Origin of the sequence: Microbispora sp. ZYX-F-249, from assembly GCF_039649665.1 — a bacterium.
Classification (GTDB): domain Bacteria; phylum Actinomycetota; class Actinomycetes; order Streptosporangiales; family Streptosporangiaceae; genus Microbispora; species Microbispora maris.
The window spans coordinates 72323-95379 of record NZ_JBDJAW010000027.1 but is presented as its reverse complement, the minus strand read 5'-3'; the positions used below and the strand labels follow the sequence as shown (position 1 = coordinate 95379).

The 23057-nt window shown below is 73.1% G+C and carries 18 protein-coding genes; 7 read left to right on the top strand and 11 right to left on the bottom strand.

Annotated elements, in window-relative coordinates:
- The first annotated feature begins 42 nt into the window (after positions 1-42).
- Positions 43-1293: a nucleotidyl cyclase domain-containing protein gene (locus AAH991_RS27830; protein ID WP_346228874.1), complete on the top strand. Its 1251-nt coding sequence runs from the start codon at positions 43-45 to the stop codon at positions 1291-1293.
- A gap of 23 nt (positions 1294-1316) precedes the next feature.
- Here the strand turns inward: AAH991_RS27830 and AAH991_RS27825 are convergent, their stop codons facing one another.
- From AAH991_RS27825 to AAH991_RS27810, 4 genes are all read right to left on the bottom strand, one after another.
- Complete coding sequence (locus tag AAH991_RS27825; RefSeq protein WP_346228873.1) at positions 1317-2594, bottom strand: M20/M25/M40 family metallo-hydrolase; 1278 nt, start codon at positions 2592-2594, stop codon at positions 1317-1319.
- Positions 2591-4417, bottom strand: coding sequence for a S9 family peptidase (locus tag AAH991_RS27820; protein ID WP_346228872.1), 1827 nt, complete (start codon positions 4415-4417; stop codon positions 2591-2593). The genes AAH991_RS27825 and AAH991_RS27820 overlap by 4 nt, the downstream gene beginning before the upstream one ends.
- Positions 4414-5535: a C39 family peptidase gene (locus AAH991_RS27815; RefSeq protein WP_346228871.1), complete on the bottom strand. Its 1122-nt coding sequence runs from the start codon at positions 5533-5535 to the stop codon at positions 4414-4416. Before AAH991_RS27815 ends, AAH991_RS27820 begins: the two co-directional genes overlap by 4 nt.
- A gap of 93 nt (positions 5536-5628) precedes the next feature.
- Positions 5629-6750, bottom strand: a complete 1122-nt coding sequence (locus AAH991_RS27810) for a DUF5925 domain-containing protein (protein WP_346228870.1) — start codon at positions 6748-6750, stop codon at positions 5629-5631.
- A gap of 246 nt (positions 6751-6996) precedes the next feature.
- Between AAH991_RS27810 and AAH991_RS27805 the strand changes: the two genes are divergently transcribed.
- The 5 genes from AAH991_RS27805 (at position 6997) to AAH991_RS27785 (ending at position 14761) form a co-directional block, all read left to right on the top strand.
- Positions 6997-7686 carry a peptidoglycan recognition protein family protein gene (locus tag AAH991_RS27805; RefSeq protein WP_346228869.1) on the top strand — a complete coding sequence of 230 codons (690 nt, stop codon included), beginning with the start codon at positions 6997-6999 and terminating at the stop codon, positions 7684-7686.
- Positions 7687-7761: 75 nt separating this feature from the next.
- Positions 7762-9567 (top strand): methylmalonyl-CoA mutase subunit beta, encoded by a 1806-nt coding sequence (locus tag AAH991_RS27800; RefSeq protein WP_346228868.1) that lies wholly within the window; start codon positions 7762-7764, stop codon positions 9565-9567.
- Positions 9564-11708 (top strand): methylmalonyl-CoA mutase, encoded by a 2145-nt coding sequence (gene scpA / locus AAH991_RS27795; protein WP_346228867.1) that lies wholly within the window; start codon positions 9564-9566, stop codon positions 11706-11708. Before AAH991_RS27800 ends, scpA begins: the two co-directional genes overlap by 4 nt.
- Positions 11705-12697 (top strand): methylmalonyl Co-A mutase-associated GTPase MeaB, encoded by a 993-nt coding sequence (gene meaB, locus AAH991_RS27790; protein WP_346228866.1) that lies wholly within the window; start codon positions 11705-11707, stop codon positions 12695-12697. Before scpA ends, meaB begins: the two co-directional genes overlap by 4 nt.
- Positions 12698-12796: 99 nt before the next feature.
- Positions 12797-14761 (top strand): CehA/McbA family metallohydrolase, encoded by a 1965-nt coding sequence (locus AAH991_RS27785; protein WP_346228865.1) that lies wholly within the window; start codon positions 12797-12799, stop codon positions 14759-14761.
- Positions 14762-14797: 36 nt separating this feature from the next.
- Here AAH991_RS27785 and AAH991_RS27780 read toward each other — a convergent pair whose 3' ends face one another.
- Genes AAH991_RS27780 through efeU form a run of 5 tightly spaced genes read right to left on the bottom strand, consistent with a single transcriptional unit; the run spans position 14798 to position 19813 of the window.
- A complete protein-coding gene (locus AAH991_RS27780) occupies positions 14798-15994 on the bottom strand; it encodes an MFS transporter (RefSeq protein ID WP_346228864.1) in 1197 nt (398 codons plus the stop codon).
- Positions 15995-16023: 29 nt separating this feature from the next.
- Positions 16024-16500 carry an RrF2 family transcriptional regulator gene (locus AAH991_RS27775; protein ID WP_346228863.1) on the bottom strand — a complete coding sequence of 159 codons (477 nt, stop codon included), beginning with the start codon at positions 16498-16500 and terminating at the stop codon, positions 16024-16026.
- Between the two features lie 45 nt (positions 16501-16545).
- Positions 16546-17814 (bottom strand): iron uptake transporter deferrochelatase/peroxidase subunit, encoded by a 1269-nt coding sequence (gene efeB, locus AAH991_RS27770; RefSeq protein WP_346228862.1) that lies wholly within the window; start codon positions 17812-17814, stop codon positions 16546-16548.
- Positions 17811-18953 carry an iron uptake system protein EfeO gene (gene efeO / locus AAH991_RS27765; protein ID WP_346228861.1) on the bottom strand — a complete coding sequence of 381 codons (1143 nt, stop codon included), beginning with the start codon at positions 18951-18953 and terminating at the stop codon, positions 17811-17813. The genes efeB and efeO overlap by 4 nt, the downstream gene beginning before the upstream one ends.
- A gap of 14 nt (positions 18954-18967) precedes the next feature.
- Positions 18968-19813, bottom strand: coding sequence for an iron uptake transporter permease EfeU (efeU, locus tag AAH991_RS27760; protein ID WP_346228860.1), 846 nt, complete (start codon positions 19811-19813; stop codon positions 18968-18970).
- A gap of 408 nt (positions 19814-20221) precedes the next feature.
- Here efeU and AAH991_RS27755 point away from each other — a divergent pair, with 408 nt between their 5' ends.
- A complete protein-coding gene (locus AAH991_RS27755) occupies positions 20222-21805 on the top strand; it encodes an ABC-F family ATP-binding cassette domain-containing protein (RefSeq protein ID WP_346228859.1) in 1584 nt (527 codons plus the stop codon).
- A 50-nt stretch (positions 21806-21855) separates the two neighbouring features.
- Here AAH991_RS27755 and AAH991_RS27750 read toward each other — a convergent pair whose 3' ends face one another.
- Positions 21856-22116, bottom strand: a complete 261-nt coding sequence (locus AAH991_RS27750; RefSeq protein ID WP_169982334.1) for a TFIIB-type zinc ribbon-containing protein — start codon at positions 22114-22116, stop codon at positions 21856-21858.
- An 18-nt stretch (positions 22117-22134) separates the two neighbouring features.
- Positions 22135-22980 carry an aminoglycoside phosphotransferase family protein gene (locus AAH991_RS27745; protein WP_346228858.1) on the bottom strand — a complete coding sequence of 282 codons (846 nt, stop codon included), beginning with the start codon at positions 22978-22980 and terminating at the stop codon, positions 22135-22137.
- Positions 22981-23057: the final 77 nt, after the last annotated feature.

Below are 23057 nucleotides of genomic sequence, written 5' to 3'. Positions count from 1 at the left end.
ATCGCGATGGGATGAACGCGTACGGTGAGCTAGCGTGCGCCCATGTCCACCGATCTCCCCGCCGCCCGGCACGATCCGGGCTCCTTCGACCTCGCCAGGGACGCGGCTCCCGGCCTGCCGCTGACGCTGGTCGGCCAGTGGCGCGCGAGCGGCCGCACCGCCGCCGACGCGCGGCGCCTGCTCGGCGCGCACCTCACGACCGGATACAGCGTGGTCTCCGACTCCGCCGGGCTGACCAGACTGAGCCGCAGCCTCGGCCTGCTGGAGGTGCTGGCGCTCATCGACGGGCCCAAACGCGTCCTGCACGCGTACGGGACCGGCGCGGGCGGCCGGGCCGTCGGCGTCTGGGCGGCCGACAACGCGCAGATGTTCCATCCCGCGTCGACCGACGCGGGGACGCTGCTGTCGGCCCTGCTGCGGGCGCAGGACGAGATCGGGCCCACCTGCCGGATCCGCGTCGGCATCGGCGTCCACCACGGCGACTACTACGACCTGGACGGCGGCCTGTACGGCGCGGAGGCCGACGCCATCGAGCGTCTCGCGGAGAACCACACCGAGGGGGGCGAGATAGCGGTGACGGAGGCCGTGGCCGAACGGCTGCCCGTGGACCACGGATTCGTCCTGCGCCGCAAGGACGGGCCCGACGGGTTTCTGGGCGCGGTCTACCGGGTCCTGGACGGCCCGCGGGCCGGCGGCGCGGAGCCCGCGGACGGCCGGTGGTATCCCATCCCCTACTCCGCCGCCTTCTACGAGGACCTGCTGCGCCTGGACCCGCAGGACGCCGCTTCCGCCGCGACGCTCGCGGGAAGGCACCTGCGTGAGCGGACGGTGGTGCTGGCCGAGCGGGGGGAGGAAGCCGGGGAGGAGACGGCCGAGGTCGCGCTCCTGCGGGGCCTGGACCTGTCGGCCCGCATGCGGGAGACGGGCCTGCGCCTGCTGCCCGCGGAGGGCGCCGTCGAGGTCAAGGTCGCCGGTCCGCTCGCCATCTACCTGTTCGACCGGCCCGGGCCCGCCGTGTCGTTCGCCCTGGAGTTGCGGACCGCCCTGGCGCAGGCCGGCATGACCTGCCGCATCGGAGTGGACAGCGGGCCGGTGCTGTCCGGCCGGACGCCGGACGGCGGCCGCGACGTGGCCGGCGCGCCGGTGAACCAGGCGTCCAAGATGGCCCAGGACCTCGCCGCGCCGGGACAGGTGTGCCTGAGCGAGAGCGCCGGCGCTCACGCGGACCTGACCGGGGCTACCCTCGTCCGGTACGCCGTCTCCGGCGTCGACATGATCTTCTACCAGGGCTGAGCGTTCCTACGGCCGCTACGGTTTCACGGCGCGACGAGCAGCCGGTCGAGGACGCGTACGCCGAACTCCAGGCCCTCGACGGGCACCCGCTCGTCGAGGCCGTGGAACATGCCGAAGTAGTCGAGGTCCGGCGGCAGGAGCAGCGGCGCGAAGCCGTAGCCCCTGATGCCGATCCTGGCGAACCACTTGGCGTCGGTGCCGCCGGTCATGACGTACGGCACGGGCCTGCCGGTGGGGTCCTCGGCGAGCAGGGCGGCGGTGAGCTCGTCGAACAGCCCGTCGGCGGGGGAGGAGACGGCCTCCTCGAAGCTGACGAACTCACGGGTGACCTTCGGGCCGAGCAGCCGGTCGACGGTCTCCAGGAACTCCTCGCGCTGCCCGGGCAGGAACCGGCCGTCCACGTGGGCCTCGGCCGTGCCGGGGATGACGTTGACCTTGTATCCCGCGTCGAGCATGGTCGGGTTCGCCGAGTTGCGCAGCACGCCCTTGAACAGCGCGGCCGCGCGCGGGATCCGTTCGATCTCCTCCTCCAGCCGCTCGGCGTCGATCGGCCGGCCGAGCGCCCGCGACAGCTCCTCGATCAGCCGGGCCACCTCGGGCGTCAGCCGTACGGGCCAGGTGTGGTCGGCGAGGCGGGCGAGGGCCCGGGCGAGCTCGGCCACGGGGTTGTCCACGGCGGGCTTGGACCCGTGACCGGGCACGCCGCGGGCGGTCAGGCGCATCCAGGCCGTGCCGCGCTCCCCGACGGCCACCGGGTAGATGCGGACGTCGCCCTCGTACCAGGAGAAGCCGCCGGACTCGCTGATCGCCTCCGTGCAGCCGTCGAACAGGTCGCGGTGCCGCTCGACCGCGTGGCCCGCGCCGTACTCGCCGGTGGACTCCTCGTCGGCGAGGAACGCCAGCACGAGGTCGCGCCGGGGGCGCACGCCCCTGCGGGCGTTCTCGCGGGCCCAGGCGAGGGTCATGGCGAGCGTGCCCTTCATGTCGACCGCGCCCCGGCCGTGCACGCAGCCGTCCTCGATCTCCCCCGAGAACGGGTGCGTACGCCATTCGGCCGGGTCGGCGGGCACGACGTCGAGATGCCCGTGCAGGAGCAGCGCGTCCGGGCTGTCGCCCGGGATGCGGGCCACCACGCTGGTGCGGCGCGGCGCCGACTCGAACACCACCGGCTCGATGCCGACCTCGGCGAGCAGGGACGCCACGTACTCGGCGGCGCGCCGCTCGCCCGGCCCGTCGCCGGACCCGTCGTTGGTGGTGTCGATCCGCAGCAGCTCCGAGCAGATCGCCGCGACCTCGCTCACAACATCCCACCTTCCAGCTTGAGCGGCGGCACCTCGGGTGTGGGAAAGCCGAAGACGATCCCGTAGAACGCCAGCTCGGCCTCCAGCGCCCGGACGATGGTCTCCTCGCGCCGCCAGCCGTGCTGTTCCCCCTCGAAGGTGAGGTACGCCCACCGGTGCCCGTGGCGGGCCAGCGCGGCGGCGAAGCGCTCCGACTGCGCCGGATCGACCACCTTGTCCTCCAGGCCGTGCAGGAGCAGGGCCGGGCCGGACGCCCGCTCCGCGTGCAGCTCCGGCGACCTGTCCACGTAGCGCTGCCGGGTCTCCGGCAGCGGGCCGATCAACCCGTCGAGGTAGCGCGACTCGAAGTCGTGCGTCTCGGCCGCCCAGTGCTCGGGGTCGGAGATGCCGTAGTGGGACACCGCGCCGCAGAAGACGTCGCTGTGCACGAGCGCGGCCATCGACGTCCAGCCGCCCGCGCTGCCGCCCCTGATCGCGACCTTCTCCGCCCGCCCGGTGTCCAGCAGCCACCGCGCCACCGTCTCGCAGTCGCGGACGTCGACCACGCCCCAGTTGTGCCGCAGCCGCTCGCGGTAGGCCCGTCCGTAGCCGGTGGAGCCGCCGTAGTTGACCTCGGCGACGCCGATCCCCCTGCTGGTGAAGTACGCGATCTCCAGGTCGAGCACCGGCGCGGCCGAACTGGTCGGCCCGCCGTGCACGAACACCACGTACGGCGCGGGCTCGCCGCCGGCCGGGGCGTACAGGTGCGCGTGGACCCCCTCGACGGCCACGGCCTCGGGCGTGGGCAGCTCGGCGTCCCCGGGCACCGGTTTGCCGGGGGACAGCACCTCGTGCGCCCCGGTGTCCAGGTCGACCCGCACCACCTCGTACGGCCGCAGGGGCGACGCCGCCACGCCCACGACCCGGGAGCCCCGGGCCGACAGGGCGGGCACCCAGTGGGTGTAGCCGCCGCCCACGTCCCGGATGGGATTCGCGCCGGCGGGGTCGTCGACGACGCCGAGCCGCCGCTCGTCGGCCGTGCCGTACACGGTGGCGATCCGTCCGTCCGCGACGGTGAAGAACGTCCCGCCGATCTTCCAGGTGGCGTCGCCGAACTCCAGCGGCATCGGGGTCAGGTCGCGCGCCGTGCCGTCCAGCCCGACGAGGTGGATGTTCCACCAGCCGGTGGGGTCGGTGACGGCGTACAGGCCGTCGTCGTCGCGCCACTCGGCGTGGCAGGTGGACGCGCCGGACAGCAGGACGCGGTGGGGGCCGCCCTCCACCGGCCCGACGCACAGCTCGGTGGCGTCCCAGGGCATGTCCGGGTGGTTCCAGCCGATCCACGCGAGCGTCCGCCCGTCCGGCGACACGCGCGGGTTCATCAGGAAGTGGTGACTGTTCACCACGCTGCGCAGCGGAGAGCCGTCGAGCGGCACCGCGACGATGTCACGCTCGCAGTTGCGGGCGTCGCCCCGCTCCCGCACGCACCAGACCTCGCCGCCGTGGACGACCAGGTCGGCGTAGCGGGCGGCGTCGCCGGGCGTGAGCGGGACCGGCTCCCCTCCGGGGGAGCACAGGTAGATCCGCCCGTCCGCCCAGTTGGTGAACACCAGACTGCCCTCGTGCGCCCGCCAGGACCGCCCGCCGTACTCCATCACCCGGTTCCTGGCGTTCCAGCCCTGCGGGAGCACGTCCTCGATCACGCCGTCGGCCCGGCGCCGCACCACGCAGCGCCGGCCGCCCTCCCGCGGGCGCGGCTCGTCCCACCAGACCTCGTCTCCCGAGATCTCCACCCACAGCGGGCGGTCGTCCACCCGCGCGACGTCGACGGCCCGAATCGTCACCAGTTCCCCCCGGAGTCTGGAAGCGGAGTGCCGGGGGGATGCACGATGTGCGCGATCCCCCCGCTGCTCGTGGCGCGCAGCCAGACGTGCTCGAACGCCGCGCGCGGGTACACCCGCCGAACGTCGTCGTCGTCCGGCGCCGCCGGGTCGTTCGCGATCACGTCGCCGTCGGCCGTGAACCCCGTGACGACCATGATGTGCCCGCCGGTGGAGTATCCGGCACCCGGCAGCTCGTGATCGCGGAACGCCTGCGAGGTGATCACCGGGATCCCGGCGGCGATGAACCGCTCCAGCTCGGCCAGCGAGCGCAGCCGCGTGACGAAGCCGTCCAGCCCGTACCGCCCGGCGTACGCGACGCCGAAGGGCCAGTTGCCGGTCCCCTGGTAACTGTGGTCGTACATGTCGCGCGCGGCGTGGTCGACCGCCGGGCACGGGTCGCCGGGGGAGACCCAGGCGAGCTCGGCCGGGGCGGGCCCGCACCCCCAGTAGCCCAGCACCATCGTGAACGACGCGGGGCTGCACCAGGACTCCCCGCCGCCGTCCCACTGGGGATAGTGCCCCGCGTGGGCCTTCTGCGAACGGCGCGGCACGTCGAGCTCGACCGCCCGCGGCGCCGGCCGGCCGCCTCTGCCCGCCTGCCCCACGGCCGAGGCCATCACGGCCAGCGAGCGCACGCCGCCGCCGCTGCCGTACAGGGTGGCGCGCACGCGGTACGACGTGACGGGGCGGGCGGCGACGAAGGTGTCCACGGCGACGTCCCCGTCGGCGTCCCCCTGACCGGGCAGCGACGTGCGGTGGATGTCGGTGTCGGTCTCGGCCCACCGGCCCATGACGTACCACTTGGTCAGGGCGCCGGTGACGGTGCGCGCCTGGATCTCGATCTCCAGCCAGGCGCCGGGCGGCGCGGCGGCCGTCCACGAGGGCACCAGCTCGGTCGCCGCGAAGCCGATCTCCCGCTCCGGGGACGTCCAGCGCGTGTAGGGCCACTCCCGCTCGCCGCCGGGCGCGAACGGGTCCAGGTATTTCGCCGTCCCCGTCTCCCGGGCCTCGACGGACCACCGGTGGAGGACGACGGGGCTCGCCTGGGGGCTCGGTCCGGCCGACAGCAGGGTGACCACCTCGCCGATTGTTGTTACCGCCCCGACCTGGCACATCGGATGGTTTACGTATCCGACACATGGGACAGTACGGCATCGGCCGCCGTGATCAGCTCAGAGATAGAGGCCGATCGCGGGGGCGGGTTCCTCGGCGGCGCCCGGGCGGCCGTCGCGCAGGGCGAACAGCTCGGCGAGCGTCGTCCCGCCGGGGCTCACGCCGTCCGTGCGGCCCAGCCAGCGGGCCGCCTGGTCCGCCTCGAAGCGGCCGACCTCGACCTGGGCCAGGCACCGCCCGGGCCGTACGACGGCCGGATGGAGCCGGCTGAGGTCCTCGTTCGTCGTGATCGCCACGAGCACGTCCCTGCCCTGGCCGAGGAGACCGTCGGTCAGGTTGAGCAGGCGCGACAGGCCCTGGCCCGTGGACTGCTTGGCCTCGGCGCGGATCAGCTCGTCGCAGTCCTCCAGGACCAGCAGCCGCCAGCGCGGCTCGTCGTCCTCGCCCGGGCCGTCCCAGCCCACGGCGACGTCCATGAGATAGCCGGGGTCGTTGAACAGCAGCTCGGGGTCGAGCACGCAGTCGACCTGGCACCAGGACGCCCACTCGCGGGCGAGCGTGCGCAGCAGCGTGGTCTTGCCGGTCCCGGGCGGGCCGTGCAGGAGGACCAGCCGGCCCGTCACGTCGGCCGCGGTGGTCGCCATGAGGGCGTCCAGGCGGCCGGCGGCGGCACGGGGGTAGTTGCGCCTGATCTCCTGCCAGGACGAGGTGGTGATGGGCTTGGCCGAGCGGTGAGGGCCGTGGCTCGACCGCCACCAGAAGCCCATCCGGACGTGGTCGGAGTCGGGGGCGGCCTCCTCCGCGTCCCTGGTCGCCTGCTCCAGGACCGATCCGGCGAGCTCCTCGCTGACGGCCGTGGCGGTCAGCGTCGCGGACCGGTTGGAGTTGCGGACCACCCGCAGCGTCCATCCCTCGCCCGCGATGAGCCGCGACTCGTACCCGTCGGTGTGCTGCGCGACGCGCAGCACGCGGCCGCCCTCGGGGGTCAGCGGGGCGCCGGCGCGGATCCGCGTGAGGTTGGCCGTGCGCGACCAGGGCTGCTCCCCGGTGGCGAACGGCGACAGGGCCATCGCGTCGATCACGTCGGCCGGGCTGTCGGAGTCGTCGAGCCAGATCCGCATCGGCACCGACGCCGGGGGCGTGGAGTGAGGAGTGAAATCGACCTCCTTGACAACGGACATACAGCCATGATCTCGACGAATGTCTCCCTCTGTCGATTGGATTTATCGCCTTATTCACTTTGCCTGCCGTTTAAGCCGTTCTATCTGGGCAAAAAGCAGTAGCTGCTGGGGCGTTACCGCTACGCTCGGTGTCCAGTCGTACGGTTTGCAACGGAGAGCACTGTGGCCATCGATCTCGTGTCCCGCGCTGAATGGGGCGCGCGTCCTCCCAGGGGCTCGTACTCGTCGCTGGCATCCACGCGCGGCGTGAAGGTCCATTACACCGGCGGCCGTGTGGATCCGGGCATCGTGAACGACCACGCCAAGTGCGTGGCGATGGTGAAGTCGATTCAGGACTTCCACATCGACGGCAACGGCTGGATCGACATCGGATACTCCATGGTGGCGTGTCCCCATCGGAAGGTCTTCGTCGGCCGTGGGCCGGGACACCTGCCGGCCGCCAACGGCCCCGGCCTGAACTCCGGCCACTACGCGGTGCTCGGTCTCGTCGGCAACGCCGGGCTGGTGCAGCCGACCGACGGCATCCTGCACGCGATCCTGGACGCGGTGGAATACCTGCGCGCCAAGGGCGGCGCGGGCAAGGAGATCAAGGGCCACCGCGACGGCTATTCCACCGACTGCCCGGGCGACCCGCTGTACGCCTGGGTCAGGAAGGGCGCGCCGCGCCCCGGCACCACCCAGCCGGAGCCCGAGCCGGAGCCGGGGCCGTCGCAGAAGTGGCCGGGCCGTCTGCTCAGGTATCCGCCCGTCATGCGCGGCGACGACGTGCGCACATGGCAGGCCCGGATGAAGGAGCTCGGTTACGACATCGCCGTCGACGGCGCGTACGGGCCGGACTCCCAGGAGGTGTGCCGCAAATTCCAGAAGGACCGGCACCTCGACGTGGACGGCGTCGTCGGCCCCGACACCTGGAACGCCGCCTTCGCGCGCGAGTAGTCACTCGGTCGGGGTTGTCCACAGACCGGGACCCCGCGACCCCTGGGCGGCGCCGGTGCATCTAGCATCCGGTGCATGACGGTGCCGCCTGTTGAACTCGACGATCTCGCCGATCCCGCAGCGGGGTTCCCGCAGGCCACGCGCGAGCAGTGGCGGGCGCTCGCGGCGGACGTGCTGCGCAGATCCGGCTGGGACGGCCCGCCGGACGCGGTCGAGGACGCCCTGGCCACCACGACCTACGACGCAGTCGGCGTGGCGCCGCTGTACGACGCCGCCGACCTGCCGCGGACGCCCCGCGTGGTGCGCGGCCCCGGCCCCTGGGACGTGCGGCAGCGGCACGCCGATCCCGATCCGGCCGCGACGCGGGAGGCGATCCACGCCGACCTGGAGAACGGCGTCACGTCCCTGTGGCTCGACCTGAACGCGATCGACCCGGCCGCGCTGCCGGCCGTGCTGGACGGCGTCCTGCTCGACCTCGCCCCGGTCGTCCTCGACGCCGGCCCGCGTACGGCGCAGGCGGCGCAGGCGTTCCTGCGCCTGGTCGGCGGAGTCCCGGTGCCCGGGGGCAACCTCGGCGCCGACCCGATAGGGCTGGCCGCCCGCACCGGCGCCGGCGTGGACACCGGTGCCGCCGGTCTGGATGGGGCCGTGGCGCTCGCCCGCCGCTGCGCCGCGGACCACCCCGGCCTGCGGGCGATCACCGTCGACGCCCTGCCGTACCACGACGCGGGCGGCGCCGACGCCGAGGAGCTGGGCTGTTCGATCGCGACCGGCGTCGCCTACCTGCGGGCGCTGACCGGCGCGGGCCTGACGGCCGAGCAGGCGTTCGGGCAGCTCGAGTTCCGGTACGCCGCGACCGCCGACCAGTTCCTCACCATCGCCAAGCTCCGGGCCGCCCGGCGGATGTGGGCGCGGATCGCCGAGGTGATCGGTGGCCCGGGAGCCCAGCTCCAGCACGCGGTCACCTCCTCGGCGATGATGACCGTCCGGGACCCGTGGGTGAACATGCTCCGCACGACCCTCGCCTGCTTCGCGGCCGGGGTGGGCGGGGCGGACGCGGTGACCGTCCAGCCGTTCGACGCCTGTCTCGGGCTGCCCGACGCGTTCGCGCGGCGCATCGCACGCAACACCCAGTCACTCCTGGTGGAGGAGGCCAACGTCGCCCGGGTGGCCGACCCGGCCGGCGGCTCGTGGTACGTGGAGCGGCTCACCGACGACCTCGCCGCCCGGGCCTGGGAGTGGTTCCAGGAGATCGAGCGGGCCGGTGGCATGGCGGCCGCGCTCGAGCGGCTGGTCCCCGAGCGGCTGGCGGCGACCAGGGCCGGGCGGGCGGACAACCTCGCCCACCGGCGCGACCCGGTCACCGGGGTCAGCGAGTTCCCGGACCTGAATGAGAGGCCGGTGTCCCGGCGGCCCGGCCCCGGGCTCGCCGCCACCTCCGGTGGGGGGCTGCCGGTGATGCGCTACGCCGAGGAGTTCGAGGCGCTGCGCGACCTCGCCGACGCCCAGCCGAGCCGGCCTTCGGTGTTCCTCGCCACCATCGGGCCGGTCGCCGCGCACACCGCCAGGGCGGCGTTCGCCGCCAACCTGTTCGCGGCGGGCGGCGTCGCGACCGTCACCAGCGGCCCCGGCACCGACCCGGCCGCGATCGCCGCCGCCTTCCGCGACCGCGGCACTCCCGTGGCCTGCCTGTGCTCCAGCGACCGGCTGTACGGCGAGCACGCGGCGGCCGTCGCCGCGGCGCTGCGGGAGGCCGGGGCGCGCAGGGTCTGGCTGGCCGGAAAGGGGGAGTATGAGGGGGTGGACGCCACCTTGTACGCGGGATGCGACGCGCTCGAGGTGCTGCGCACGACGTTCGACGACCTGGGAGTGAACCGATGATTCCGGATTTCTCGGAAATTGACCTGGGGTCGAGCGCCGCGGCGCCGGACGTCCACGCCGGTGACGCGGTGTGGGGTGACGCGGTGTGGGAGACCCCCGAGGGCATCGCGGTCAAGCCGTTCTACACGGCCGCCGACCTCGCGGACGGCCCGTCCCTCGGGACCTACCCGGGCATCGCGCCCTTCCTGCGCGGCCCCTACCCGACGATGTACGTCACCCAGCCGTGGACCATCCGGCAGTACGCCGGGTTCTCCACGGCGGAGGAGTCCAACGCGTTCTACCGGCGGAACCTGGCGGCCGGGCAGAAGGGCCTGTCGGTCGCCTTCGACCTCGCGACCCACCGGGGCTACGACTCCGATCACCCCCGCGTCGCCGGCGACGTCGGCATGGCCGGCGTGGCGATCGACTCGATCTACGACATGCGGCAGCTGTTCGACGGGATCCCGCTCGACCGGATGAGCGTGTCGATGACCATGAACGGCGCGGTGCTGCCGATCCTGGCGCTCTACATCGTCGCGGCCGAGGAGCAGGGCGTCACGCCCGACAAACTGGCGGGGACCATCCAGAACGACATCCTCAAGGAGTTCATGGTCCGCAACACCTACATCTACCCGCCGGGCCCCTCGATGCGGATCATCTCCGACATCTTCGAGTACACCTCCAAGAAGATGCCGAAGTTCAACTCCATCTCGATCTCCGGCTACCACATCCAGGAGGCCGGGGCGACCTGCGACCTGGAGCTCGCCTACACGCTGGCCGACGGGGTGGAGTACCTGCGCGCGGGCGTCCAGGCGGGGCTGGGCATCGACGAGTTCGCGCCGCGCCTGTCGTTCTTCTGGTGCATCGGCATGAACTTCTTCACGGAGGTCGCCAAGCTCCGCGCCGCCCGGCTGCTGTGGGCCCGTCTCGTCAAGGGCTTCGGCCCGGAGAACCCCAAGTCGCTGTCGCTGCGCACGCACAGCCAGACCTCCGGATGGTCGCTGACCGCGCAGGACGTGTTCAACAACGTCGTGCGGACCTGCGTCGAGGCGATGGCGGCCACCCAGGGCCACACGCAGTCGCTGCACACCAACGCCCTGGACGAGGCGCTCGCGCTGCCGACCGACTTCTCGGCGCGGATCGCCCGCAACACCCAGCTGCTGCTCCAGCAGGAGTCGGGAACGACGCGGGTGATCGACCCGTGGGGCGGCTCCTACTACGTCGAGCGGCTGACCCGCGAGCTGGCGCGGGCGGCCTGGGGCCACATCCAGGAGGTCGAGCGGGCCGGCGGCATGGCGCGGGCGATCGACCAGGGGCTGCCCAAGATGCGTATCGAGGAGGCGGCGGCCCGCACCCAGGCCCGCATCGACTCCGGCAGGCAGCCGGTGATCGGCGTGAACAAGTACCGCCCCGAGGAGGACGAGCCGATCGAGGTGCTCAAGGTCGACAACACCGCCGTCCGCAACCAGCAGATCGACAAGCTCCGCAGGCTGCGCGAGGAGCGTTCGGCCGACGCCGTGGCCGGGGCGCTGGAGGCGCTGACGAAGGGCGCGGCCGCCGGGGAGAACCTGCTGGACCTCGCCGTGAACGCGGCCCGGGCCAAGGCGACGGTCGGGGAGATCTCCGACGCGCTGGAGAAGGTCTTCGGACGGCACTCCGCGCAGATCCGTACGATATCGGGCGTGTACCGCGCGGAGGTGGGCGACGCCGCGGACCGGGTCCGCGAGGCGTGCGCGCAGTTCGAGAAGGCCGAGGGCCGCCGGCCCCGGATCCTTGTCGCGAAGATGGGCCAGGACGGCCACGACCGGGGCCAGAAGGTGATCGCGAGCGGCTTCGCCGACCTCGGCTTCGACGTCGACGTCGGCCCGCTGTTCCAGACGCCCGAGGAGGTCGCGCGGCAGGCCGTCGAGGCCGACGTGCACGTGGTGGGGGTCTCCTCGCTGGCGGCCGGGCACCTGACGCTGGTGCCCGCGCTGCGGCGGGCGCTCGCCGGCCTGGGCGCGGAGGACATCATGATCGTGGTCGGCGGTGTGATCCCACCGGCCGACGTCGAGGAGCTGCGGGCCGCGGGCGCCTCGGCGATCTTCCTGCCCGGCACGGTGATCGCCGACGCGGCCCTGGAGCTGCTGCGCGAGCTGTCGGCCCGGCTGGGTCACCGGTGACCGCACCGGCCATCGAGGACTACGCCGAGGGCGTGCTGGCGGGCGACCGGCGGTGGACCGCCCGCGCGATCACTCTGGTGGAGTCGACCAGGGCCGACCACCGGGAGATGGCGCAGCGGCTGCTGGTCGAGCTCACCCCGCACTCCGGCAAGGCCCGCAGGGTGGGCGTTTCCGGGGTGCCCGGAGTCGGCAAGTCGACCTTCATCGAGGCGCTCGGCACCCATCTCACCGGGCAGGGCCACCGGGTGGCCGTGCTGGCCGTCGACCCCTCGTCGCGGCGCTCGGGCGGCAGCATCCTGGGGGACAAGACCCGGATGGCCAGGCTGTCGGCCGATCCGAACGCCTTCATCCGGCCGTCCCCCACGGCCGGGACACTCGGCGGCGTGGCCAAGGCCACCCGGGAGGCCATCGTCGTCGTGGAGGCGGCGGGCTACGACATCGTGCTCGTCGAGACGGTCGGGGTCGGCCAGTCGGAGACCGCGGTCGCCGACATGGTCGACACGTTCCTCCTGCTCACCCTCGCCCGCACCGGAGACCAGCTCCAGGGGATCAAGAAGGGCGTGCTGGAGCTGGCCGACGTCATCGCGGTCAACAAGGCCGACGGCGAGCACGAGATGGCCGCGCGCAAGGCGGCGCGCGAGCTGTCCGGGGCGCTGCGGCTGCTGCGCGCGGCCACGCCCGTGCTCACCTGCAGCGGCCTGACCGGCGCGGGGCTGGAGGAGCTGTGGCGGCACGTCGTGCGCCACCAGGACGGGGCAGACCTCGCCGCCAGGCGCAGCCGCCAGCAGGTCGAGTGGACCTGGGCGCTGGTGCGCGACCGGCTGCTGGCCATGCTCCGCGACTCGACCGCGGAAATCGCCCCCGAGATCGAACGGCAGGTCCTGGACGGCACCCTGACCCCGGCGCTGGCGGCCGACCGGATCCTGGCGGCCTTCCTGCCTGCCGGCGGCGCGATTGACACTCGGGAGATCACCTTTCCTCCCGAGTGAGAAAGATCGCTACCCCTGTAACCGGGAATGCACTGTTGCACGTTTTCCCCGGCCGAAACCGTGCCACGATGTGCCCGCTTTCGATTACGGGGAGGTGCGATGAACCACGATCCGTTGATGCCGCCGCAGGTGGAGCGTGCTCTGCGGGAATACCGGGCGTTGCTGTCCGCGCACGGCATGACCTGGGGAGAGCCCCCACTGGGATACGTCCGGATGATGCCGTTCCTCCGGTTTCCGGAGGAGGCCGACCGGATGAGCATCCGGCCCGACCTCGACGCGGAGTTCCGTGACGCCCTGGACGGCGAGGTCCCCCGGGGCCTGGTGGCGCTGCGGCTGACCACGGACGGGCACAGTATGGAGCACCGCCTGGAGCACGGCCCGGCCCGGCCGCTGCTGTCGCCGGGGCCGGTGCCCGTGGCCCTGCTGGTCGACTCCGCGCTGCCGCACCCGGTGGAGGTGACCGCCGACGGCGTGCCGTACGGCATCGCGGCGGGCGGGGCCAGGCTCCTCGACGTGACGACCGCGACCGTCCTCACCGTGGACGGCGCGCCGGTGGACCTGTCCGGGCTGGTCCGGCCCGCGCCGGCCGCGCGGCTGCGGTTGCGCGCCGGCTTCCCGTGCCGGTGGAGCGTCACCTCGCCGGGCGGCCACGGATGGTACCCGGAGGGCGTGCCGGAACGGCGTGACAACGACGACGTGCCGTTCTTCCACGGCGACGACGTCGTGCTGGCCGTGCCCGCCGAGCCGGTGACGATCCGGGTCACGCGCGGCATGGAGTACGGCGTCGCCGAGACGACGGTCGTTCCCAGGACGGGGGAGGAGACCCTGGTCGGGCTCGCGCCGCAGCGGTTGTACGACGCGGCCGCCCTCGGATGGTACGGCGCCGACCTGCACGTCCACATGAACTGGGCGGGCGACCTGGTCGCCGCCCCGGCGGCGGCGGCCGCGGCCCAGCTCGGCGAGGACCTGCACGTGCTCAACCTCGTCGCGGGCAACGTCGCCGGAGAGCGCGTCTACGACCGGGAGGCGCTCCAGCACTGGGCCGGGCGCGACCTGCCGTGGTCGGACGCCGGGCACGTGGCCCGGATGGGCGTGGAGTATCGCAACGACCTGTTCGGGCACGTCCACGTCTTCGGAGTGGCCGTGCCGCCCGCCGTCTACCACACGGGCTTCGGCGGCGACGCCGACTGGCCGCCCAACGCCGCGATCTGCGGCGACCTGCGGGAGCCGCGCGCCGTGCTCGGGTACGCGCACCCCTTCCACGGCCCGATCTCCTCTCCCGGGGACGTCGTGGGCGAGGGAACCAGGAACTGCACCGGCCGCGCCCTGGTCGTGGACGCGGCGCTCGGCCTGGTGGACGGAGTGGAGGTGCTCCATTTCAGCGACCTGTCGCCCGAGCCGGGCACCGCCGAGGTCTACCGGAGGCTGGTCGGCGCGGGCAACCGGCTCGCCGTGCTCGCCGGCACCGACACCATGCTGTCGTTCACCCGTCAGGACACGGTCTCCAGCCCGCCGGGCTGGGAGCGCGTCTACGCACGGGTGGACGGGCCGCTGAGCGCCGAGTCGTTCGCCGAGGCCGTACGGCGGGGGCGTACGTTCGCCACCACCGGCCCCTGGCTGGAGCTCACGGTGAACGGCCTGGGGCCGGGGGAGAGGCTCGACCTGGACGGCGGCGAGACGGTGGCGGTGCGGGCGCGGGCCGTCGGGGCCGAGGTGGAGCACGTCGAGATCAGGACCGCCGCCGGCGTGCTCGCCGAGGGGCCGGGCCCCGAGATCACCGCGTCCCTGCCCGTGGGCGACGCCGACTACGTGGTCGCGGTGGTCCGCGGCGGCCCCCATCCGCGGTCCCCGCGCGGGCGCGCGTACGCCCACACCAGCCCCGTCTACCTGGACGTGCGTGGACGGCACGTGGCCAGAGAGGACGACGTGCGCTGGTGCCTGCGGTGGCTGGACCTGCTCGACGAGCTGGTCAGGGCCAGGGCCCGCCTGCGGACCCGGGCCCAGCTCCGCGACCACCTCGACCTGATCGAGAAGGCCAGGGCCTTATACGAGTCGCGCCTGTGATCAGCACTGTGATCAGCACTGTGATCAGCACTGTGATCAGCGATGGCGGCGGGTGACGCCGAGGTAGGGCAGGCACATCAGGGCCAGTCCCGCGCAGACGGCGAGCGCCACGGAGGGGCCGACCGCGAGCAGGGCGCCGCCCAGCGCCGTGCCGAGGCCGATCCCGGCGTACAACGCCGACGAGTTCAGCCCGACGACCACGGCGGTCTGCCGGGGCGCCGCGTTGATCAGGCGGACCTGCTGGGCCGGGGTCTGGAACCAGGTCGCCGCGCCCCACGCCGCCATCAGCGAGGCGGTCAGCGGCGGCCAGTGCGTGCCCGCCCCGGCCGCCCAGGCGGAGACGGCCAGCGTCACGGTGAGCACGGCGAACCCCACGGCCTGCACGGGTATCGGCCCGTGCCGGTCCACCATGGCGCCCGACACGAGGGTGCCCGCGACCGCGCCGGCGCCGTACAGGAACAGCAGCCAGGTCTCCGCCGGCGCTCCGGCCCCGAGTGCGCGCATCACGGGAACGGCGAAGGCGTACAGCCCGTAACCGGCGGCGAGCCCGAGCGTGGTCAGCGGCAGCACCGCGACCACTCCCGGCCGCCGCAGCGCCGCCAGCCGTTCCCGCAGCGGGACGCGCGGACCGCCCGGCAACGCCGGCATCGCGGCGCGCACGCCGGCCGCGCAGACCGCGCACAGCACCGCGACCAGGCCCAGCGCCGCCCGCCAGTCGAGCATCTTCCCGGCCAGGTTGCCGAGGGGCACGCCGAGGGCGGTGGCGACGGTCAGGCCGCCGACCACGACGGCCAGCGCCCGGCCCCGCTGCGCGGGTGCGACCAGCGACGCGGCCACCGCGCCGGCGTTCGGCGTGAACGCCGCGGCGCCGGACGCGGCCACCACACGTGTGACGATCAGCGCGCCGAAGTCCGGGGCCAGCGCCGAGGCGAGGTTGGCGAGGGCGAGCACGGTCAGGGCGCCCACCAGCAGGGCGCGGCGCGGCATCCGGGCCAGCGCGGTGGCCAGGACCGGCGACAGCACGGCGTAGGCGATGGCGAACGCCGTCGCCGACTGCCCCGCGGTGCTCTCCGTCACGTGCAGCGAGTGCGCCATCGCGGGCAGGAATCCCGCCACCACGTACGCGTCGGTCCCGACGGCGAACGTCCCGAGGGCCAGGACGAGGGTCGAGCCGAGCCCTCGCGGCGCGGCTTCGCGCTCAATCGGGACATTCTGTATCCCTGTTTCGCTCATGAGAATGCTCCGTGCCGTAGGTGGAGGATTCAGTCGATCATGCGGCCGTAGTTGCGGCGGGTGCGCGCCGCGCCCGCGGGGGCCCGCTCCATCAGGTCGGCGATCGTACGGCCGGCCAGTTCGCGCCGCCATGCCAGCTCGGCCTGGCGCATGAGGCTCGAGATGCCGCAGGGCCGGTCGAATTCGGGGCCGGCGTCACGCCCGCTCACTCCCCGCTTGCGGATCTCCGTGCAGCGGAACGCCTCGAGCGGCCCCTCCACGGCGGTGACCACCTCGATCACCGTGATCCGCTCGGGCGGGCGGGCGAGCGACCAGCCGCCCCGGACGCCGGGGCTGGAGGTGAGGATGCCGGCGCGGGCGAGCGGTTGCAGCCGCTTCTTCAGGTACTCCTGCGGCAGGTCGAACCAGGCGGCCAGCCGGCGGATCGACACGGGGGCCTGGTCGTCGAGCCAGCCCAGGGTCACGCAGCAGTGCAGCCCCCACTCGACGCCCTCGCCCATCCGCATAACCGGGACTATACACATCCCGGATGTGTCGGATGCGGGACTGCGTCAGGCGAACAGCGTGCGGCCCCAGTAGTCGCCGCCGTCGACCACCCCGGGCGGGCAGGCGAACAGGCCGCTGGAGACGTGCTTGATGTACTCGTTCAGCGAGTCCTTCTCCGCCAGCATCCGCTGGATGGGGACGAACTGCTTACGCGGGTCGCGCTGGTAGGCGATGAAGAACAGGCCGGCGTCGAGCCGCCCGAGGCCGTCGGAGCCGTCCACGAAGTTGTAGCCGCGCCGCAGCAGCCGCGCGCCGCCGTGGGCGTCGGGGTGCGCGAGCCGTACGTGGGCGTCGCCGGCGATCACCGGCTGCCCGTCCGGGCCCTTCTTCGCGAAGTCCGGCGCGTCGAACTCCTTGTGCCCGGTGAGCGGCGCGCCCTCGCCCTTGTCGCGGCCGAAGATGGCCTCCTGCTCCGACAGCGGGGCGCGGTCCCAGGTCTCGATGTGCATCCGGATCTTGCGGGTGACCAGATAGGTGCCGCCGTCCATCCAGGCCGGGCCGTCCCCGGGTGCGGCCCACAGGTGGTCGCGCAGCATGGCGGTGTCCTCGAGCTTCAGGTTGTTGGTGCCGTCCTTGAAGCCCATCAGGTTGCGCGGCGTCGCCTGCGACCGGGAGGTGGACGAGGTGCGCCCGAAACCGAGCTGCGAGTAGCGGACGGAGACCTTGCCGAAGCCGATCCTGGCGAGGTTGCGGATGGCGTGCACCGCCACCTGCGGGTCGTGCGCGCACGCCTGCACGCAGATGTCCCCGCCCGAGATCTCAGGCTGCAGGTCCTCACCGGGGAAGGCGGGCAGGTCGGCCAGCGCGGGCGGCCTGCGGTCGGCGAGGCCGAACCGCTCGTCGAACAGCGACGGGCCGAAGCCGATGGTCAGCGTCAGCCCGGAGGCGGGCAGGCCGAGCGCCTCGCCGGTGTCGTCCGGCGGCGCCTCGGGCGACCCGCCCACGGCGCCGAAGGTGCCGGCGTCCTTGCCCTGGGTCATCCGGGCCGCGGCGGCGGTCCACTCCTGGAGCAGCTCCACCAGCTCGGCCTTCTTCTTCGTGATGACGTCGAACGCCACGAAGTGCAGGCGGTCCTGGGCGGGAGTGGTGATGCCCGCCTGGTGCGGGCCGTAGAAGGCCACCGGGTCGGAGGAGGAGGCGGCATGGGCGACCGGCTCCTCGATGAAGGACCGGCCGGCGACCGCTCCGGCCCCGACGGCGGCCACACCGGCAGCGCCGAGACCGAACAGGCGTCTGCGGCTGATGCCGCCGCTCGCTGTGCTCCTGCGAGTCATCGGGCCACCACCGAGGCCACCTTGCTGATCGGCTCGGCCAGCGCGTTGATCGCGTCCGACAGCGCCCTGAGGTCGTCCTTGGACAGCTCCGTGTGGAGCTTCCACCCGTCGCCGCTGCGGTGCGCGCCGAGCGTGCCCTCGGCGTCGGCGAACTTCGCGTCGAGCGTCTTGACGAGGTCGGGGTCGCGCTCCTCGAGCACCGGGCGCAGCGCCTGCACGGCGGCCTTCGAGCCCTGCAGGTTGGCGTCGAAGTCCCACAGGTCGGTGTGCGAGTAGCGGTCCTCCTCACCGGTGATCTTGCCGGTGGCGACCTCGTCGAGCAGGCCCTTGGCGCCGTTGGCGAGCTGCACGGGAGACAGCTCCAGCGCCGCGGACTTCTCCACGATCGTGGTCACGTCGGTCATGAGCTTGTCGGCGATCGGGCCGTCGCCCTTGACGTCCTTCTTGACCCACAGGTCCTTCTCGAGGCGGTGGAAGCCCGTCCACTCCTCGCCGTCCGCCACGTCGTTCTCGCGGGCGTCGATGGCCGGGTCCAGGTCGCCGAAGACCTCGGCCACCGGCTCGATGCGCTCCCAGTACGTACGGGCGACCGGGTAGAGCTCCTTGGCCTTGTCCACCTCGCCGGCCTTGACCGCCTCGGTGAACTCCTTGGTCTTGCCGAGCAGCGTGTCCGACTGGCTCTTGATGTAGCGCTTGTAGCTGGCCACGGCCTCGGCGAGCTTCGCGTCGCTGGTCAGCGGCTTGCTCTCGCCGCTGACCTTGAGGGGGCCGCGGATGCCCTTGCCGGTCATGCCGGGCTTGCAGGCGGTCTCGTACATGCCCGCCGGCAGCTCCATCACGACGTCGCGGGTCAGCCCGGGGACGATGTTCTCGACCTCGCCCATGATGCGGTCGCCCGCCGCGTACACGTAGAACTCGGTCACCTTCGAGCCGTTGTTGGTGATCGAGAAGGTCGAGGTGCCGGCGGCCAGCTCGGACTTCGCCACCTTGCACTCGGTGTCGGTGGCGGCCACGGCGATCTTCCCGTCGCCGGCCGCGGTCGCCTCGGTCGTGCCGCCGGAGCCCGACTCCGTGGACGAGCAGGCGGTGAGGCCGGCGAGGGCCAGTGCCGCGACGGCCAGGACAGTGGGGGTGCGCATTGGGTCGACTCCGGTCAGGAAGCGGGCTGGGCGGACTTGGGGGCGGGGCTGGCCGGTGCCTTCGCCGAGGGCCGCCGCAGGAACAGGATCAGGACGGGCACCAGGTAGACCACCCAGGCGGCGGCCTCCAGCACGCTGGGCTGCGGGGTGATGTTGAACATCCCGCTCAGCAGCGTGGAGTACCAGGCGCTGGGGTCGAGCACGCCGCTGATGTCGAAGGCGTAGGTGTTCAGGCCGGGCACCAGCCCCGACTCCTGCAGGTCGTGCACGCCGTACTTGAAGATCCCGGCCGCGACCAGGATCAGCAGCAGGCCCGTCCAGGTGAAGAACTTCGTGAGGTTGATCCGCAGGGCGCTGCGGTACAGGCCCCAGCCGAGCGCCACCGCGGTGAGCAGTCCGAGCGTGATGCCGATCAGCGGGCTCGCGCTGCTGGTCGCGCCCTGGACGGCGGCGAACCACAGCAGAGCCGTCTCCAGCCCCTCGCGCGCGACCGACAGGAACGCCACCACGACGACGGCCGTGGCGCCGAGCTCCAGGGCCTCGCCCATCTTCTGCCGCAGCTCGCCCGACATCTTCCGGGCGGCCGTGCGCATCCAGAAGACCATGAAGGTCACGAAGACGGTTGCGGCGAGGGACGTGACGGCGTCGAAGAGCTCCTGCTGCTGCTGGCCGAGGTGGGCCGCGGTGAAGGTCAGCAGCGCCCCGAACCCGACCGAGAGCGCGACGGCGACGCCCACGCCGGCCCAGACCAGGGGCAGCCGCTCGCGGCGGTCGCTCTTGACGAGGAAGGCCACCAGGATGGAGACGACGAGGGTCGCCTCCAGGCCCTCGCGAAGGCCGATGAGATAACTTGCGAACACATCGCCCTCCGGGCGGACGGTAAGCCTTACCTAAGTTAGGACAGGTTCACCTTACCGACTGAAGCCGCGGCGTGTGGAGCGGGGTAGGCCCTTTGTCACCTTCCGGGACGGCTGAGACTACGACTCGGCCGTGCCGTTGGTAGGACCTCCGGGTGGCGGTTCCGTGTCCTGCGAGTTAATTCGGTGGCGTCCGTCCGCCGCTTCCGGTTATCGTGATCGACGTCCTGCCGCCGCACCCCCGGAGGGTCACTTGGAGCTCTGAGGTCTCGACACCGCGCCCACGGCCGCCATCGGTGGTCCGGCGCAGCGACCTCGGCGGAGCTCTCTCCGGTGTCCTCTCGCGGCCCGTGCCCGCGGTGTCCCACGCGTACGTTCTCATCTCGCCCTTGGGATACCCGGAGCCGCCTCATGTCTTATTCCATTGTCTGTACGGATCTGTCGTTTTCCTGGCCCGACGGGACGCCCGTCTTCGAGGAGCTCGACTTCACGTTCGGCGCCGGCCGGACCGGGCTCGTCGGCGTCAACGGCAGCGGCAAGTCGACCCTGCTCAAGCTGATCGCCGGGGAGCTGACCCCGGCCAGCGGCTCGGTGTCGGTCACCGGGCGGCTGGGCTACCTGCCGCAGAACCTCCCGCTCGGCGCGAGCCGTACGGTGTCCGACCTGCTGGGGATCACCCCGGCGCGCGAGGCGCTGCACGCGATCGAGCGGGGCGACCTGAGCGAGGCGAACTACGACGCGGTGGTCTGGGACGTCGAGGAGCGCGCCCGGGCCGAGCTCGACCGTCTCGGGCTCGGGGGAATCGACCTCGACCGGACCGTCGCGACGCTCTCGGGCGGCGAGACCGTGATGGTCGGGCTCGCCGCGCGGTTCCTCGCCGAGCCCGACGTGCTGCTGCTCGACGAGCCGACCAACAACCTCGACCTCGACGCGCGGCGGCGCCTGTACGACGCCGTCACCTCGTGGACGAGGACGCTGGTCGTCGTCAGCCACGACCGCACGCTGCTCGACCTGGTGGACCAGATCGCCGACCTGCCCGCCCGCCGTACCTTCGGCGGCACGCTCAGCGATTACGAGGAGGTGCTCGCGGTCGAGCGGGAGGCCGCCGAGCGGATGGTCCGCGCGGCCGAGGGCGACCTGCGCCGCCAGCGGCGCGAGCTGGCCGAGGCGCAGACCAAGCTGGCCAGGCGCGTGCGCTACGGCAACAAGATGTACGAGCAGAAGCGCGAGCCGAAGATCATCATGCAGGAGCGCAAGCGCCAGGCCCAGGTGTCGGCGGGCAAGCACCGGCTCATGCACGAGGACAGGGTGGCCGCGGCCCGCGAGCGGCTGTCCGAGGCGGAGGAGGCGGTGCGCGACGACGCCGAGATCCGGGTGGAGCTCCCCGCGACCGAGGTGCCGGCCGGGCGCACCGTGGTCGAACTGGACGGCCTGCGCACGGCCGCCGGGCCGATCGGCGACCTGGTCGTGCGCGGCCCGGAGCGCGTCGCCCTGCTGGGGCCGAACGGCTCGGGCAAGACGACGCTGCTGCGCACGATCCTGGGGGAGCTCCCGCCGGACGAGGGCTCGGTCCGGCGAGGCGTTCCGGTGCGCTACCTGCCGCAGCGGCTCGACGTGCTCGACGACGCGCTCAGCCTGGTCGACAACGTGCGGGCGGTCGCGCCCGACGCGTCGGTGAACGCCGTCAGGGCCGGCCTCGCCCGGTTCCTGTTCCGGGGCGGGCGGGCCGAGCGGCCGGCGGGGACGCTGTCGGGCGGCGAGCGGTTCCGCGCCGTGCTGGCCTCGCTGCTGCTGGCCGAGCCCGCGCCGCAGCTCCTGCTGCTGGACGAGCCGACCAACAACCTCGACCTGGCCAGCGTCCGCCAGCTCGCGCAGGCGCTGTCGGCCTACCGGGGAGCGCTCGTGGTGGTCTCCCACGACCTGCCGTTCCTGGAGTCGATCGGGATCACCAGGTGGCTCACGCTGGGCCCGGAGGGCCTCGAGCCCGCGCGCTGAGCACGCGGGAGGCCGCGGCCCGATCCGGGCCGCGGCCTCCGCGAAAGCTCTCAGCTGGAGAACAGCATGCCGACCCAGCTGTTGCGGCGGTGGCCGTAGTGGCCGCCGCCGTGGTGGCCGCCCCACGCGGGGCCGCCGTGCGCCGGCGGCGGGGGAGCGTAGTGCTGCTGGGCCCACTGGGACTCCATCCGCGTCAGCGTCTCCAGCTCGCCGTAGTCGAGGAAGATGCCGCGGCAGTTGTCGCACTGCTCGATGTGGACGCCGTTGCGGTCGAACGTCCGCATGTTGCCACGGCACTTGGGGCACTGCATCCGACAACTCTCCCTAGGTCAGGTCTCGGCCTCCGCGGCCGCGACGATCCTCCCACAGGCGGACACCAGGGCCATGGCGGCGTCGTCGGGCGGTTCCCCCGCCCGCGCCGCCGTGGCCACCGCCGTCGCGGCCAGTTGGACGGTCAACGCCCGGGCGGGCGCGTCGAGTTCCCGCCACGTATCGTCGGCGGACACGGCCGTTCCGCCCGCGGCGAGATAGGAGGTCAGGAACCGCTCCCAGTCCCGGGGGTCGAGCAGGCCGGCGGCGTACCACGCGGCCGGGCGGGCCAGGTCCCAGGCGGGGTCGCCGCCGCCCAGGTCGTCGGGGTCGATCAGCAGCCACGCGCCGTCGTGCCGGACGATCTGGCCGAGGTGCCAGTCGCCGTGCGTCAGCGTGCCGCAGTCCCGGGCGGGCGGCAGCGTCGCGTACGCCGCCGAAATGGGGGCGGCGACGGCGTCGGGGACGCCGGCGGCCGCCAGATCGGCCATGGCGCGCGGCAGCCGCGACGGCCCGCCCGCGGGCGGAAGGCCGGGAGGCGCCGGCCGGGCGTGTAACAGCGCGAGCAGCCGCCCGCCCTCCTCCCATGGGGTGGTGCCCGCGTCCACGTCGGCGATGGTCAGCGCCTCGCCCGCCGGCCAGATCGTGACGAGCCTGCCGTCGAGCCTTTCGAGGCCGAGAGGGGCCAGCATGACGCCGGGCAGGTCTCCCGCCGCCTCCAGGCGGGCGCGCAGGGCGTGCTCCTCGGTGTCCGGGGGGTGGGCCTTGACGACGACGTCCCCGGCCCGTACCACGAGCACGCGGCCCTGCTTGAGAACCGTCACCGGCCCGTCGCGGCGCGCCAGCCGCGCCAGTTCCTCGATCACGGGGGACACCCTAGGGTGTCCCCCGCCGATCTCGCCGTAGCGAGGACCGCCTGGGCGACCGCAGTAGGCGGAAGATC

Excerpts from the sequence above, each read along its gene's own strand:
- AAH991_RS27830 (WP_346228874.1), top strand. The coding sequence starts at position 43 with ATGTCCACCGATCTCCCCGCCGCCCGGCACGATCCGGGCTCCTTCGAC.
- AAH991_RS27810 (WP_346228870.1), bottom strand. The coding sequence starts at position 6,750 with ATGTCCGTTGTCAAGGAGGTCGATTTCACTCCTCACTCCACGCCCCCG.
- AAH991_RS27800 (WP_346228868.1), top strand. The coding sequence starts at position 7,762 with ATGACGGTGCCGCCTGTTGAACTCGACGATCTCGCCGATCCCGCAGCG.
- scpA (WP_346228867.1), top strand. The coding sequence starts at position 9,564 with ATGATTCCGGATTTCTCGGAAATTGACCTGGGGTCGAGCGCCGCGGCG.
- AAH991_RS27785 (WP_346228865.1), top strand. The coding sequence starts at position 12,797 with ATGAACCACGATCCGTTGATGCCGCCGCAGGTGGAGCGTGCTCTGCGG.
- AAH991_RS27780 (WP_346228864.1), bottom strand. The coding sequence starts at position 15,994 with ATGAGCGAAACAGGGATACAGAATGTCCCGATTGAGCGCGAAGCCGCG.
- AAH991_RS27775 (WP_346228863.1), bottom strand. The coding sequence starts at position 16,500 with ATGCGGATGGGCGAGGGCGTCGAGTGGGGGCTGCACTGCTGCGTGACC.
- efeB (WP_346228862.1), bottom strand. The coding sequence starts at position 17,814 with ATGACTCGCAGGAGCACAGCGAGCGGCGGCATCAGCCGCAGACGCCTG.
- efeO (WP_346228861.1), bottom strand. The coding sequence starts at position 18,953 with ATGCGCACCCCCACTGTCCTGGCCGTCGCGGCACTGGCCCTCGCCGGC.
- AAH991_RS27755 (WP_346228859.1), top strand. The coding sequence starts at position 20,222 with ATGTCTTATTCCATTGTCTGTACGGATCTGTCGTTTTCCTGGCCCGAC.
- AAH991_RS27750 (WP_169982334.1), bottom strand. The coding sequence starts at position 22,116 with ATGCAGTGCCCCAAGTGCCGTGGCAACATGCGGACGTTCGACCGCAAC.